The sequence below is a fragment of the Microbulbifer taiwanensis genome, assembly GCF_014904815.1.
Lineage (GTDB): Bacteria > Pseudomonadota > Gammaproteobacteria > Pseudomonadales > Cellvibrionaceae > Microbulbifer > Microbulbifer taiwanensis.
Genome location: NZ_JACZFR010000037.1, coordinates 115,680 through 130,897, shown reverse-complemented (window position 1 = coordinate 130,897; position 15,218 = coordinate 115,680). Strand labels below are relative to the sequence as shown.

11 protein-coding genes are annotated in these 15,218 nt (G+C 58.9%); 4 read left to right on the top strand and 7 right to left on the bottom strand.

Annotation, left to right across the window (positions count from 1 at the left end):
• Positions 1-74: 74 nt before the first annotated feature.
• From IG627_RS14470 to IG627_RS14455, 4 genes are all read right to left on the bottom strand, one after another.
• Positions 75-524, bottom strand: coding sequence for a hypothetical protein (locus IG627_RS14470; RefSeq protein WP_193193087.1), 450 nt, complete (start codon positions 522-524; stop codon positions 75-77).
• Positions 525-922: 398 nt separating this feature from the next.
• A complete protein-coding gene (locus IG627_RS14465) occupies positions 923-1,801 on the bottom strand; it encodes a potassium channel family protein (protein WP_193193086.1) in 879 nt (292 codons plus the stop codon).
• A 101-nt stretch (positions 1,802-1,902) separates the two neighbouring features.
• Entirely contained in the window at positions 1,903-2,964 is a 1,062-nt protein-coding gene (locus tag IG627_RS14460) for a GlxA family transcriptional regulator (RefSeq protein WP_193193085.1), read from the bottom strand.
• Positions 2,965-3,544: 580 nt separating this feature from the next.
• Positions 3,545-3,901, bottom strand: coding sequence for a secondary thiamine-phosphate synthase enzyme YjbQ (locus tag IG627_RS14455; RefSeq protein ID WP_193193084.1), 357 nt, complete (start codon positions 3,899-3,901; stop codon positions 3,545-3,547).
• Between the two features lie 81 nt (positions 3,902-3,982).
• On the opposite strand from IG627_RS14455, the gene trmA reads away from it, so the two are divergent.
• Complete coding sequence (gene trmA / locus IG627_RS14450) at positions 3,983-5,071, top strand: tRNA (uridine(54)-C5)-methyltransferase TrmA (RefSeq protein WP_193193083.1); 1,089 nt, start codon at positions 3,983-3,985, stop codon at positions 5,069-5,071.
• 102 nt (positions 5,072-5,173) lie between these two features.
• On the opposite strand, the gene IG627_RS14445 is transcribed toward trmA, so the two are convergent.
• The 3 genes from IG627_RS14445 to rmuC are packed head-to-tail and all read right to left on the bottom strand — an operon-like array spanning position 5,174 to position 7,989.
• Positions 5,174-5,638, bottom strand: a complete 465-nt coding sequence (locus tag IG627_RS14445) for a DUF2489 domain-containing protein (protein WP_193193082.1) — start codon at positions 5,636-5,638, stop codon at positions 5,174-5,176.
• A complete protein-coding gene (locus IG627_RS14440; RefSeq protein WP_193193081.1) occupies positions 5,638-6,567 on the bottom strand; it encodes an AEC family transporter in 930 nt (309 codons plus the stop codon). The genes IG627_RS14445 and IG627_RS14440 overlap by 1 nt, the downstream gene beginning before the upstream one ends.
• A 6-nt stretch (positions 6,568-6,573) precedes the next feature.
• Positions 6,574-7,989 (bottom strand): DNA recombination protein RmuC, encoded by a 1,416-nt coding sequence (rmuC, locus tag IG627_RS14435; protein WP_193193080.1) that lies wholly within the window; start codon positions 7,987-7,989, stop codon positions 6,574-6,576.
• 57 nt (positions 7,990-8,046) lie between these two features.
• Between rmuC and murI the strand changes: the two genes are divergently transcribed.
• The 3 genes from murI to IG627_RS14420 all read left to right on the top strand — a co-directional run bounded on the left by murI (position 8,047) and on the right by IG627_RS14420 (position 15,135).
• Positions 8,047-8,868, top strand: coding sequence for a glutamate racemase (gene murI / locus IG627_RS14430; RefSeq protein ID WP_193193079.1), 822 nt, complete (start codon positions 8,047-8,049; stop codon positions 8,866-8,868).
• A gap of 106 nt (positions 8,869-8,974) precedes the next feature.
• Positions 8,975-11,674, top strand: a complete 2,700-nt coding sequence (locus IG627_RS14425; RefSeq protein ID WP_193193078.1) for a PD-(D/E)XK nuclease family protein — start codon at positions 8,975-8,977, stop codon at positions 11,672-11,674.
• Entirely contained in the window at positions 11,671-15,135 is a 3,465-nt protein-coding gene (locus IG627_RS14420; RefSeq protein WP_193193077.1) for a UvrD-helicase domain-containing protein, read from the top strand. Before IG627_RS14425 ends, IG627_RS14420 begins: the two co-directional genes overlap by 4 nt.
• Positions 15,136-15,218 lie beyond the last annotated feature (83 nt).

Here is a 15,218-nt window from a genome sequence, read left to right as displayed (position 1 = left end):
GCAAAAGAGCCCAGAGCGGGTCAGAAAATATTTCAAACACGAGAAAATCCGCTATGCAGCGTGAGCGAAATATACTATTGCCGGGTTAATAAGTTGAAGATAGAAAAAACTATACTTGTAACGATGATATTGAGTACATAGTGAGGCCAGGCTTGGAAGCCCTGACCAAGCAACCACGGCCCTCCGGCAACCTCAACGCCGCTCAACTGAAAGGTGAACCAACCTGAAGTCGCAATCCCGGCAGACACCAAAATCCCAACCACGCCTAAACCAATGGCCATCTGCACCACAATACCTAAAGGCAAATACACTACCTTCCCAAGCCGCCACAAAACTTGGTTTCGGACTTCTGGGTTGCGAGCGATGAAAATTAGCGCAAGCAACGATGGCGTCCACATTACGAGTAGGAACACAGCGCTGGTAACATCGCTGCCGAGTCCAAAGATCATAATCGTGGGTATTTGGATAGCCCAGCTTATGGCTATGGCTAGAAGGACATAAACTACAATCGAATTACGGCTCATCGTATTTCCTTCTCTGGAAAAAGATAGCGCACTTCGGCACCTCGCTTTCGCCAGTACATTTACACCATTAATTTATGCTGCTCAGCATATCTTTTTACACAAGCAATCGGACTTGGACATGCTATCTAAAATACGCTTCATATGAAGTAGAGCTAAAACTCTGCGAAAAATAGGTGGGCAGGAGCCTCACTTCTCAAAGTCACTATCGTGACAGTGATCATTAAGGTCTTATGACACCTCGCCAAACTGGATACCCTGATGCTGGAAGCGCGAAATACTTAGGTTCTGAAACCGAGACTTACCTCCCTTTGGTGATATTCTATAAACTTAGAATATTCTGAAATAAGTAGATGCTTGCGTAACGCTAAAAAAAGTATCAATAAAAATGTCATGGAATTCTAATCACCTATGACATCATTAATTTCACCCTCAATGGAATCAATAAGGCGCATCAATAATTTGATCTGGTGATAGAGAGAGATATACCCGTTAATAAGACTTGATTCTAAACTGCGCACTTCTCCCTTATACCTTTCGAGCATTTCAGAAACGACTACCGTCATTTTTTTCTCTCCCAGCCTTGATTTTACAGCCCCTAAAATTGCGTCAGAGAAATCAAAGTAATGTACAGATTTGACAAACTCCAAAGAATTATTTTCTAGAGCAGGAAACAATCGAAGATCAACGTTTTTTATAAGATCAGAAATTTCATTATTTAATAGTTCTAAGCTAGAAAAATAGTATTTTATTGCTGGCTCGTGATAATCTTGCGTAATCAACATTGAAGATCTATACAAGTCTCTCATGTCACTCAACGTAAAGTCAGGATTATAGTTATCCTTTCTTTTCTCCAGAGGACTCGTAACTTGGATAACTGACTGTCTATATTTTTCAGCGAGTGGATGAATCAGATTGTAGTGCCCCACTAGTTTAGCAATTTGACCTTCCAAATAAGCATCTTTCTTCTTTCGGATTTCCTCGCGCCTATAGGATTCGGCCCTGGATCTAGATAGTGCATTCAAAAACAGTCCTATTAACGCTACACCCAAGACTGCTTCTGAAGATGCCAAGATTCTCCCAATGTCACTTGCTGGTGCTATATCTCCGTAACCCAGCGTTGTTATTGTTACTGCGCTAAAATATAAGCACATAATTAATGTGGAATCCTCGCCTATAGATTTAGGAATAAAGTAAAATATAATACCAAAAACTGGAATCATTAGAAAATATGTGACTCCATATACCTTAGGCTTGGCGTGAAATATTAAGTCATACATCCATGTTCCATTCTGATCCTATTTCGGCTGCAGTTGAAGTCCTTCTTTCGTAAGGATTATCTGAGGTAATTCTCCAATCGATATTGAAGCAAACATGACTTTTAAGTGAAATCGGCGTCACTTGGTAGCGACGTAATTTCCTTCGCAATAAGTTTGCGCACTAGACCAAAGTGTTTTCGGTATTGCTCAGGGCTCATTTGGACTTTACGTGTGAAATAACTGTTAAAGAAGTTCAAATCATCATACCCGACCTCGTTCGTGATGTTTTCGACAGATAATTCGCTGCTCTCCAACAAGCGCTTTGCCTCCTCTAATCTCAACGCATTAACATACTCAATTGGAGCCATCCCGGTTGCCATACTAAAACGGTCCTCAAAGTTTTTTTCAGAAAGCCCTGATAGTTGAACCATCGCCAGTACTGGATTCGCGATTGTGTAATTCTCTTCTATCCACATCTGACATCGTGCCACTAGTCCATCCTCAACTTTCTGGGTTTTTGACAGGCACGCAAAAGGCTGTTGACCGATTGAATGCCAATCAATCAGCCACACTCTCGCAACCTGTATAGCCACCTCCATATTGATGGTTCGAGCGATCACATAAAGGGCTACATCCATCCATGATGTCCCAGCTCCCCCCATAATTAACCTTTGTTCACTTCCACTTATTACTAAAGACCGATCTTCTTGCACAGTTATCTTTGGATAGCGGTTTCTCATCATTCCGCACCAGGCCCAATGGACGGTAGCGTCAAACCCATCGAGCAAGCCCGCTTCCGCTAGTAACATTGGTCCGGAACAAGAAGCGGCAATAATTGCTCCTTTGCTGTAGCGTTTTCTCAACCAGTCTAGTAGTACCTCGCTGAACAGTTCCGAGCCAAACTCTCGGGGTGAAGGCATGACGTCTGGTATGCAAATTACTTCCACCTCTGGGCATTTTTCAAGGGAAGTATCTGGAACGATGTTTACGCCACTATCAACGCTGAGAGGCAGCCCATCATTTGAAACCAGAATTGGGTATATCGACTCCTTTCCTGAACCACGATTGAGCATTTTTTGCCAATCCCTATTGGCAGACTTAAACAAGTCGTGCATGCCATATATAGTGGACGCAGAAGCCTCTCGCATAACAAGAATTGCGACTGAGATTTGAGAACTTTCCATTGCCCTTCCTTCAGGTAGAAGTATCCATGTATTCAAAACGACTTTGGCATCGATTTTTCTGAATCGATGCGCTCTGTGACAACTACCCCTAGCTCCTCAACAATAAGGCTGTTGATCAAAAAACAGACAGAGATTTCATTCTGATGTAAAGAACCTCTTATCCGTGAACTAACCCGCAACGCCACATTGCATCTAATATAGTCTTGTACCTCACTGGTAGGTTTCAAGTTCTTCCCGAAAGATGATTTTGTCCATCTAAGATCAAGTGCATACAACAAATGGCAAGAAGGATTACATCTCTTCTTGGATTTGATGCCTATCTCTTGCTACTCGAGCTTGAGTGGGGGCCTATTTCATAGTCGAAGGCCACTCATCACCAGAGTAGCTTTGCATAACGAGCTTTAGATCCAGCTTGAGGTGGAATCCAAGATTCACGGGGGTAACTGCCATTCAGGGGTCGTATCTGTTGTTCAGTTTGATGCAAGAAAAAGAGACTTATCGCGTCATTTACCGTCAGATGTAAGTAGGTAGCGTGACGCGCAATCCTTCCGACGCCCCAGGCGGGAATTTCACCGAAGTTCTATAGATAGATTCCCTGCCAGGTCCCCAGCATCAGCCGCCCGCCCTGTACCGGCACTGAAAGGCTGGTCGCCGTCAGCGCCGTCTTGATATGCGCCGGCATATCGTCCGGTCCTTCCAAAGTGTGCGTATAGAGGGCGTCATTTTCAGGCACCAGCCGGTTCAGCCAGTTCTCCAGATCCACCCGCGCGCTGGGGTCGGCGTTCTCCTGGATCAGCAGGCTGGCAGAGGTGTGCTGGATAAACAGGGTGCAGAGCCCCTCATCCACGCCCTGCCCGGCCAGCCAGCCGGCTACCTGGTCAGTAAATTCGTGCAGTCCCTGGCCGTGCACTAGTATTCCAATCTCACCGATCGCCATAGAGATTCCACCCTTTCCCGTAAAACGGGCTTTCCATTACAATATGCGCCCGCTCTTATCCAGACACCACTGCATTCTAATATGGCACTACACCGCGTAAACACCGACGACTACAGCGAACAGCTCCGGCAGAAGGCGGAGCGCCTGCGCGCGGCCTACAGCGACTATACCGACCTGGAACCCGAGCTTTTCCCATCGCCGCCGATCCACTACCGATTGCGCGCCGAGTTTAAAATGTGGCAGGAGGGAGGCCGCGTCGATTACGCCATGTACCGCCAGGGCGAATACAAGAAGCCGTTTGTGATCAAGGAGTTCACAGTCGGCGCCGAACTGATCAACGACCTGATGCCCAAAGTGCTGGAGGCGGTGAACGCAAGCGAATTGCTGAGAAAGCGCCTCTTCTCGACGGAATTCCTGACCACCCTGAGCAATGATGCACTAATCACACTGATCTACCACAAGAAGCTGGACGAGGCCTGGGAGGCGGAAGCCCGCGCACTACAGGACAAACTCGGCTTCCCGATCCTGGGCCGCTCGCGCAAGCAGAAAGTGGTGCTGGAGCGGGACTACGTAACGGAGCAGCTGCAGATTGGCGACAGGACCTATAGCTACAAGCAGGTGGAAGGCAGCTTCACCCAGCCCAACGGAGAAATCTGCCGCTCGATGATCCGTTGGGCCAAGGATGTGTGCGAGGGCAGCGAGGGTGACCTGCTCGAGCTCTACTGCGGCAACGGCAATTTCACCATTCCGCTGTGCGAGCATTTCGACAAGGTGCTGGCGACGGAAATATCCAAGGTGTCGGTCAATGCGGCCCAGGAAAATATCCGCGCGAATGGCGTGAGCAACCTGAATATAGTGCGCCTGTCGAGCGAGGAGTTCACCCAGGCCATCGACAAGGTGCGCCCCTTCCGGCGCTTGAAGGATATTGACCTGGACAGCTACGACTTTTCCACAGTGCTGGTGGATCCGCCACGCGCCGGCCTGGACGCAGACACCTGCGCTATGGTGGCGCGCTTTCCGCGGATTCTGTATATCTCCTGCAACCCGGAGACGCAGCTGGAGAACCTGGAGGAGTTGAGCAAGACACACCGGGTGGAGCGGTTTGCGCTGTTTGATCAGTTTCCCTATACGGATCACACCGAGTCGGGAATTTTGTTGGTTCGCAAATAACCCCGCTGTCGTCATTCCGGCGCAGAGCCTGTGCCGGACTTGATCCGGTACCGGAATCCAGGTGCCACGAATCTGGACACCGGCCTCCGCCGGTGTGACGAATCAGAAGGATCGGCCGAGGATCCGCTGCGCCGCATCCAACGCGAAATCCTTGTACTCCTCCTCGATCCTGGCCATCTCCACCTCAAACTGGAACTGCTTCTTGCGAGGCAGCTTTTTCCAGTCCTGCAGAATCGGAATATGGCTGGTCTTCTCTGCAACCTGATAGAAGGCTACAAACTCGTCGCGCACATCCTGCCCCACCTGCAAGGCATCCAGCAATACGCGAATACGGATCGAGGCTTCGGTCAGGCCGACGCCGTCATCCAGCAGGGTGCGGGCAATAATCTGGATACTGTCGTTGACCCGCTGGCGCTGGTCCGCCGCGGCCTGCTCCAGCTCTGCCAGCTGTTGTGCCTGCTGCTTCTGTGCGACATTCAGCTTGCGCAGGTAGTAGCCGGCCACCACGGCCAGCGCAAATACGATCAGCGCGGCCACCACCAGCAGCCAGGTCGGAAATACGGTCATCAGTAGAATACCCCTAACAGCGCCAGCCCGAGACTGGCGGTAATGATGGAAAGCAGCGTGCTGAGCGCGACGATGTTGGCCGCAAGCCGGCTGTTGCCGCCCATGGCGCGCGCCATGATAAAGGAAACTGTCGCGCTGGGCGCAGAGGCGAGCAGCAGCAATACCCCCATGGCCTGCGCCTGCAAGCGGAAGGCCCAGCCAAAAGCCAGCAGTATGGCCGGCACCAGCAGCAGCTTGAATCCGACCGCGCTGAAGGCGGCCAGGGAGCTGCGGCGCAACAGGCTGAAATCGAGGCTGGCGCCGATACACAACAGCGCCAACGGCAGTGTGATCGAGGCCAGGTAGTCACCGGTCTGTAACACTATGGCGGGCAGCTGCAGATCGATCTCCCGGCAGAGCAGCGCCAGCACTATGCCGATGATCAGCGGGTTCTGCGCTATATCCTTCGCCAGCTTGCCCCAGCTGAACCTGACTTCCTGGCTGTAGACGGCGAAGAGCGTTACCGCGGCCAGATTGTACAGAATCGTCACCACCGCCATCAGCAGCGCTGCCTGCGCCAGGCCGCTGCTGCCATAGGCATTGGCCGCCCAGGCGAGACCGATAATACCCAGGTTGCCGCGAAAGGCCCCCTGGATAAAGGCGCTGCGGTCACCGCGCGCCAGTGGCTGCGCCGCCAGCCAGGCCAGTGGAATGGTCACCACAGTCCCCAGTAACCCCGCCGCCAGCAGCGGCAGCTCCTGTCCCAGCTCGGCCTCGGCGGTAAAGATCTTGGTAAACAGCAGCACCGGCAGGGTAATCATAAATACCAGTCGCGAGGCGTCGTCGACAAACGCCTCCCGCAGCAGGCCTACCCTCGCCAGCCAGTAGCCGATAATCAGCGTCAGGAAAATCGGCCCGGTGACCGAAAGCGCAAAGGCAAAGGTCTCCATCGGCTATTATTCGGCCGCAGTTTCTGTTTCGGCTTCCGTACCTGGTGCCGGTTCCGGCAGGGATTTCTGCCCGGCCGACTCCGCCCGCTCGCGCAGGTCCGCGGCTATCTGCTTGCGGGTCTTGGCCCCCAGCTTGCGCAGGCTGTCGATGCGCTTGACCGCGTTGCCACGACCGGTGGCCAGGCGCTTATAGGTCTGCTGGTAGGCCTCCTCCGCCTGGCGCAGGCGCCCGCCCAGGTCGTCTAGGGACTCCAGCACCATCGCGAACTGGTCGTGCAGCTTGCCCGCCTCCTCGGCGATCTTCTCCGCGTTCTTGTTCTGCTTCTCGTAGCGCCAGATATTCTCCACGGTGCGCAGGGTCGCCATCAGGCTGGTGGGGCTCACCAGCACTATCTGCTTCTCGTAGGCGAAGCGGAACAGCTCCGGGTCCGCCTGCATCGCCAGCATATAGGCGGCCTCGATGGGCACGAAGATAAAGACGAAATCCAGGGTGCGCACGCCCTCGAGCTGTTCGTAGGCCTTCTTGTTCAGGCCCGTGATATGGGCGCGCAGGGAATTCACATGCTGCTTCAGCGCCTGGGTGCGCTCCTCGTCGGTCTCGGCGGCACTGTAGCGCTCGTAGTCCACCAGCGACACCTTGGCATCGATGATCAGGTCCTTGCTCTCCGGCAGGCGCACTATCACGTCCGGCTGGCGGCGACGACCATCCTGGGTAATGGTCACCTGCGTCTCGTACTCGCGGCCCTTGACCAGGCCGGATTCCTCCAGCAGCCGCTCCAGCACCACCTCGCCCCAGTTGCCCTGGATTTTGCGGTCGCCCTTCAGGGCCGAAGTCAGGTTCAGGGCCTCGTCGCTGATACGCTGGGTCTGTTCCCGCAACGCCTTGATTTGCCCCAGCAGGCTGTTGCGCTCGGCGTTCTCGCGATCGTAGACATGCTCAACCCGTTTGCGGAAATCGCCCAGCTGGCGCTCCAGTGGATCCAGGCTCTTGCGCAGGCTGTCCTCGCTGCGGCGCGTGAAGGCCTGCTGCTTCTCCTCGAAGATGCGGTTGGCCAGGTTCTCGAACTGCTCGGCCATCGCCTTGCGGGTCTGTTCCAGCTGCTGGCGCTGTTCCGCCAGGGCCGCCTCGCTCTTCTCCACCAGCACCTGGCTGCGGGTCAAGCGCTGCAACTTGTCGGCAAGCTCCGTGCGCAGGCTCTGGACCTCGGCGGACAGCTGGGCTTCGCGCTCACGACTGGCGTCCAGACGCGCCTCCACTATCTTCAGTTCCGCCCCGGCGCCCTGCAGCTCCGCTGCCGCCTGCGCGAGTCTTCGCTGTATACCCGCCCTTGCCAGCCAGGCAGCCAGGGACAACAGGATCAGCAGGACAGCGGCGGCCAGAAGGGCGTATTCGTGAGTCAGCTGCAGGGGAAACAATTGCATGGGATTTGGGGTATTCTTCTTTGACTGGATTTGTAGTCGAGATCTACTTGCGAACCAATGACGGAAGCCGCACATTCTAACAGCAAGCACCCCAGCGCGCTGGTCTTCGATTCGGGCGTGGGCGCCATCAGCATAGCGCGGGAGATACGCCGCCTGCTGCCGGGCCTGACGCTGCACTTCGGCATCGACAACGGCTTCTACCCCTACGGCACCCGGAGCGAGGAGGAACTGCGCCCGCGCATCGTCGCGCAGGCCGGCGCCATGATGGCCCGCAGCGGGGCCGATATCCTGGTGGTCGGCTGCAACACCGCCAGCACCCTGGCCCTGCCGCAACTACGGGAGGTGCTGAACCAGCCGGTAGTCGGCGTAGTGCCGGCCGTCAAGCCCGCCGCCGCGGCTACGCGGACTCGTACCATCGCCCTGATCGCCACCGAGGGCACCGTCAACCGCAACTACACCCGCGACCTGATAGAGCAGTTCGCCAACGGCAACCGCGTGATCAACGTACCGGCGCCGGAACTGGTGCACCTGGCCGAGGCCAAGCTGCGCGGCGAGACGGTCACCGCCGAGGACCTGGAGCCTGTGCTGGCGCGCATCTTCCACACCGCCGGCGGCGATCTGGTGGATATCGCCGTTCTGGCCTGTACCCACTTCCCCCTGTTGCGCGAGGAGCTGGACCGCTTCGCACCGCGGCCTATCCAATGGCTGGATTCCGGCGAGGCCATAGCACGGCGGGTGCGCTGGTGGCTGGGGGAGCTGAAGTTGAAGATGACCGAAACTCCTGGCCGGAGCCTGTTACTGACCAGTGCCCCTGACAGCGACGGCCGCATTGCCGGTGCTTTTGCGGAGTTCGATCCGGCTTCGGCCCCTCCCCCGTAGGGTTCACCGTGCGCACCACTCCCCGGTGCACACGGCGCACCCTACTTGTTGACACGTCAGCCGCAAACCGCGACCGTTACCTCTTTCAACTCGAACGAAACACCTTATGCTGCAACCGGCATTCCCCGCCCTGGAAATTCTCGCGCAACTCCCCCCGGGAGGCCTGCTGCTGACCCCGAACAACCGCTTGCGCAACCGCTGCCAGCAGGTCTACGCCGCGCAGCAGGAGGCCGGCAGCTGCTGGGCGCCGCCGCCGGTGGAATCCCTGTCCGGCTGGCTCGACAAGCTCTGGTTCCAGCTACAGCAGTGCGGCTGGAAACCGGCCATGAAGCAGGTACTGAACCGCGAACAGCGCCAGCTGCTGTGGCAGCACGCCCTGGACGAGGCCCTGGAGCGCCAGCTGCTGAACAGCCAGCAACTGTGCCGCGACGCCGACAGCGCCCTGGCGCAGCTGCTGCAGTGGCAGCTGGTCACGGATATCGACAATCTCGATGCTGCGGTGGAGCCGCTGCTGGAACAGTTCGCGCTGACACTGAACAGAGACGAATTCCCGCTGTTTGCAATGATCCGCGCCTTCGCCCACCAACTGCACACCCACAACGCGATCACCCCGGACCAGCGCGACCAGCTACTACTGCGCGCCTTCAGGGAACGCACTATTGAGGAGCTGCCACAAATAGAGACCGCCGGATTCGCGCAGATTTCCCCTCTGGCCGACGCAATCATCCGGGCCGCCGCGCTCAAGGTAGTCGAGCGCCCGGCCGTCAGGCGCGCCGCGGAAGTCCGCAGCGCCCCCTGCCAGAACCTGGAGGAAGAGCTCTACCAGGCCGCCCGCTGGGCCGCGCAGAAACTGGAGCGGGATCCCGGCGCCAGCGTCGGCATAGTCGTCAACAACCTCGGCCAGTGCCGCGCCCAGGTGGAGACCATCTTCGCCCGGACTCTGGAACCCCAGTTCCTGGATCCCGGACAGCGCCGTTACACGCTCCCGTTCAACTTCTCCGCCGGCACGCCGCTTGCGCAGACACCGATCGGCGGCGGCGCACTGCAACTGCTGGAACTGCTGCAGGACGAATGGGACTACTCCCAGCTGCGCAACCTGCTGTTCAGCCCCTTCTGGGACCAGGGGGAGGAATCCTGGCTGAGAAGTGCCCTCTTCCGCCGCCTGCAGAAACTGGAACTGCGCCGTATCGACGGCGCCACCCTGCGCTACTGGGCCGAGCGCACCGCCGAGGCCCTGAACCTGGAAGCGCCGCAGCTGCCGCACCAACTGGAACAGATCGGCGACCGCCAGCGCCGTTGGCAGCGCGCCCCGGCGGAGGTCTGGGCCGCGCGCTTCTCCGAAGTGCTCGCCACCCTCGGTTGGCCCGGCAGCCGCAACCCGGACAGCCAGGAATACCAGCAGCTGCTGCACTGGGAGAGCGCGCTGGAAAGTCTCGCCGCCCTGTCCGAATTCGCCGGCAGCCTGACCCTGACCCAGGCGCTGCAGCAGCTGCGCCAGATCGCCAGCCGCACCCCTTTCCAGGCGGAGACCCGCGACGGCCCGCTGCAGATTCTCGGCGTACTGGAGGCCGGCGGTCTCGCCTTCGACCACCTGCACCTGGTGGGCTTCGGCCAGCAGCAGTGGCCCACCGCACCGGACCCCAACCCACTGCTGCCGATCCAGTGGCAGAAGCACTGGAAAATGCCCCGCGCCAGCGCCGAGCGGGAACTGGAACTGGCCCGCGAACTGACCGACGACCTGCTCAATGCCAGCACCGATATCGTCGTCAGCTACGCGAGCGAGGAGGACGGCGTGCAACAGGGCCTCAGCAGCCTGTTCGGCAGTCCGGAAGCGGTTGCAGCGATAGAGGCAGACGCCCTGCGCGATCATTGCGCGCAACTGGCAAACGCCACCGAGCTGGAAAAAGTTGCCGACACCCAATTGCCACCTCTGGCCCCAGCTGACTGCGAGCGGGTGCGCGGCGGCGCCTCGGTGCTCAAGGCCCAGGCCCTGTGCCCGCTGAACGCCCAGCTGCGCTACCGCCTCGGCGCCAGCGGCTTTATGCAGCCGGATATCGGCCTCAGCCCCGCCGAGCGCGGCAATATCGTCCACCAGGTGCTGGCGGAATTCTGGCAGCAGTGCGGCGACGTAGCGCACCTGCAGTCCATGGGCGAAGAAATTCGCCGGCAGACTATTGAAAGCGCCGTGGAAAATTCCCTGCGCAATGTGCGCAAGAAACACGGCCACCTGCCCGCCGGTTTCTGGGCCATGGAACAGCAGCGCCTGCTGCGTCTGCTGGAACAGTGGCTGCAACTGGAAGCGGAGCGCCCCGCCTTCGCGGTGGAAAAAATAGAGTGGGAACAGCAGGTGGAAATCGGCGGACTCAATTTCAACCTGCGCCTCGACCGCCTCGACCAGCTCGCCGGCGGCGAGCAGCTGGTGATCGACTACAAGACAGGCCAGACCAGCATCAACGACTGGCTCGGCGAGCGCATCCGCGAACCCCAACTGCCGCTCTACGCCCTCTTCCAGCCCAAGGCCAGCGCCATCGCCTTTGGCCAGGTGCGCTACGGCGACTGCAAATGGAGCGGCTGCGGCGAACTGGAACAAACGGTCAAGGGCATCAGGGCAGTCGCGGATACCCAGAAGGACTCCCCTTACGCAACCTGGCAGGAGCTTAGCGAACACTGGCAGCGCGGCCTGCAACTGCTGGCCGGCGAATATCGCAGCGGCGTCGCTACTTTGACATTCGATCGCCCGGCGGATAACAACAGCGAACTCTGGCCGCTGAACCGCTGGCCGGAACGGGAGCAGGCAGCAGAATGACAGAAGCAGTAATGAATCCCGTACACACACCGGTAGACGCCGATGCCCGCAGCCGCGCCCTGGATATCAGCCGGAGCTTCGCCGTCTCCGCCCCCGCCGGCTCCGGCAAGACAGGCCTGCTGACCCAGCGGGTGCTGAAACTGCTGGCCGCCTGCCAGCAGCCCGAAGAAGTGCTGGCGATCACCTTTACCCGCAAGGCCGCCGGGGAAATGCGCGAGCGCTTGATCGAGGCGCTGCACAATGCGCGCGATACCGAGCGCCCGGAAAACCCGCACGATGCCATCACCTGGGACCTGGCCAGCAAACTACTGGCGCGCGATGCAGAATTGAACTGGCAGCTGTTGCAGATGCCGCAGCGGCTGCGCATCCAGACCATCGACGGTCTCTGTCGCAGCCTCGCCAGCCAGCTGCCGATCGAGAGCGGCCTGGGCGCGCCGGGGGAGCCGCTGGAGCAGACGCAGGTCGCCTTCGAAACGGCGGTGGTCAACCTGCTCAAATACCTGGACGGCGAGAATCCGGACGGCGACCTGCAGGAACTGCTGCTGCACCTGGACAACGACCTGGGCCAGCTGAACAAGCTGCTGCAGATACTGCAGGAAAAACGCGAGCAGTGGCTGGGCCCGCTGCTCAACGTCGGCCATGAGGGCGCACAGGATTATTTCCACTTCGCCATCGACGAACTGGTGGCGGAAAACCTGGAAGTGCTCGCGGGGTATTTACAGGGCTATGCCGGCGAACTGGTTGAACTGGCCGGCTACGCGGGCAAAAATCTGCAGAAAGAAAAACCAGACCACCCGCTCTGCGCCTGCGCCGACCTGGATGCACTACCGGAAGCGGACAACAGCGCCCTGCCCCAGTGGCTGGCGCTGACCGAGCTGCTGGTGACCGGCAAGGGCGAACTCCGCAAGGCCGTCGACAAGCGCGTGGGTTTTCCGGCGGTCGACAAGAAGGATCCGGAAACGGCGCAGGCCAACGAATACAAGGCGCGCATCAAGGACCTGCTGGCGGAACTGGGCGGCAACGAATCCCTGCTCGCCGCGATCAACGAGGTACGCAAACTGCCCTCGGGCCTGCAGCAGGGCCAGTGGCAACTGCTGCAGTCGCTGGCACAGGTGCTGCCAAAACTGGTCGCGGAACTGAAACTGGTTTTCCAGCAGCTGGGCGCTACCGACTACACCGAAGTGGCCCAGGCCGCGCTGGTGGCGCTGGGCAACAGCGACGAGCCCACCGACCTGGCGCTGAAGATGGATATTCAGACCAGGCACATCCTCGTCGACGAATTCCAGGACACGTCGCAGATGCAACTGCAGCTGCTGGAAAAACTCACCGCCGGCTGGGAACCGGACGACGGCCGCACCCTGTTTATCGTCGGCGACGGCATGCAGTCCTGTTACGGTTTCCGCAATGCCAATGTGGGGATTTTCCTCGATGCCCGCGCCCGCGGTATCGGCGAGGTAGCCCTGACACCATTGGACCTGCAGGTGAACTTCCGCTCCGAGGGCGCGGTGGTCGAATGGGTCAATGAGACTTTCCAAAAGGCCTTCCCGGCCGAGGACAATATTGGCCGCGGCGCCGTGCGCTATCTCAATTCCCACGCCTTCAAGGGCGTCAAATGGCCGGGACCGGCGGTGAATTTCTACGGCTGTATGGACGACGAGGAACGCGGCCGCGAGGCGCAGCAGGCGGTGGAGCTGGTCAGGGATCTGCAAGCCAAGGACCCGAGCGGCCGCATCGCAATTCTGGTGCGCAAGAAAAAACACCTGGGAAAAATACTGCCGGCCCTGAGCGCCGCCGGCATTGCCTTCCAGGCGCCGGACCTGGCACCGCTGGCCAGCAAGATGGTAGTGCTGGACCTGCTCAGCCTGACCCGCGCCCTGCTCGACCCCAGCGACCGCATCAGTTGGCTGGCGCTGCTGCGCGCGCCCTGGTGCGGACTGCAATTGCCGGACCTCTATACGCTGGCCAACTGGAACAATGGTGATATACCGGCGACAGATACCAGCGCGCGCCCACTATTACTGGCTCTGCGGGAAGTCGACGATATCCCTTTGCTAAGCGAAGACGGCCACGCGCGGCTTGAAAAGGTCGCCAGCCCACTTTTGAAAGCCCTGCAGCAACGCGGGCGCAAACCGCTGCGCGCCTGGATCGAAGGCCTGTGGCTCGCCCTCGGTGGCCCGGCCACCGTCGCGGACAAAAACGATCTCGACAATATGCAGGACTTCTTCCAGCTGTTGGAACGCTTCGACTGTGGCGGCGCCATCGCCGACTGGCAGCAGTTCTACAACGCGCTGGAAAAACTCTTCGCCCGCCCCGGCCGGGACGCCGGCGTGCAGGTGATGACCATCCACAAATCCAAGGGCCTGGAATTCGAGCATGTACTGATTCCCGGCCTTGACCAGGGCGGCAAGCCCGGTGGCGACCAGCTGCTGCGCTGGGCCGAGTGGCTGAATCGCGACGGCGAGCCCCGCTTCCTGCTGGCCCCGAAAAACGCCCGCGGCGACAGCGACCCACTGTTCGACTATTTGAAACACGACAACAGCGAGCGCGAGCGCCTGGAAGGCACCCGCCTGCTGTACGTCGGCTGCACCCGCGCCATCCGCTCCCTGCACCTGCTGGCCTGCGTCAAGCGCGATGATAAGAAGGGCGACCTCAAGTCTCCCGGCACTGCCGCCCTGCTCGCCGGCATCTGGCCGTCGATCACGCAGGACGAGGCGAGCGACTGGTGTCACTGGCTGGAAGCGCCGGAGAGCGGACAGGAAACCGAACAGGTAATTGGCGACCGCGACTACCTGCTGCGCCTGCCGCAACAATGGCAGGCGCCGGCCATGCCAAAGCAGGAATGGCTGGCCCAGTACCGCATGCCCGACTATCGGGCGCGGGAAGACGACGAAGCGAATTTACCTCCTAACATTCCCAAAGAGTTGGGCCAGGTAGCCCTGCGCTGGCTGCGCCACGCTGGCACCGTCGCCCACGAGACCCTCGCCACCATTGCGGAATCGAACCTCAAGGAATGGAATTTCGAGCGGATCCAGCAACAACGCCCCCTGTGGCAACTGCGCCTGGGCCAGCTCGGGCTCTACGGCAGCGGCGTGGAAAAGGCGCGGGAAAAGGTCGAGCAGGCCGTCACCAACGCCCTCAACTGCAAAACCGGCCGCTGGCTGCTGGACAACAGCCACCTGGAGTCCGCCTGCGAACTGGAACTCCACAGCGGCGGCCGCCAGCTGCGCCGCTCTATCGTCGACCGCACTTTTATAGATGGTGACGGCAGCCGCTGGATCGTGGACTACAAGACTGCCGAACCCGGCGCCGGCGAAAGCCAGGAGGACTTTACTGTCGCGCAGCTGGAAAAGTACCGCGGGCAGTTGGAGAACTACCGCAAGCTCTTTTACGCCCGCGACGAGCGCAATATCCGCTGCGCACTCTACTTCCCGCTGCTGCAACAGCTGGTCGAATTGAAATAGCGGCCGCCGGAGCGCACCCCCCCTTGGGTTTCCGCCACGGGGGCCTGGCATACCAGTCCAGGTTAGTTAAATCCTCAACGCGC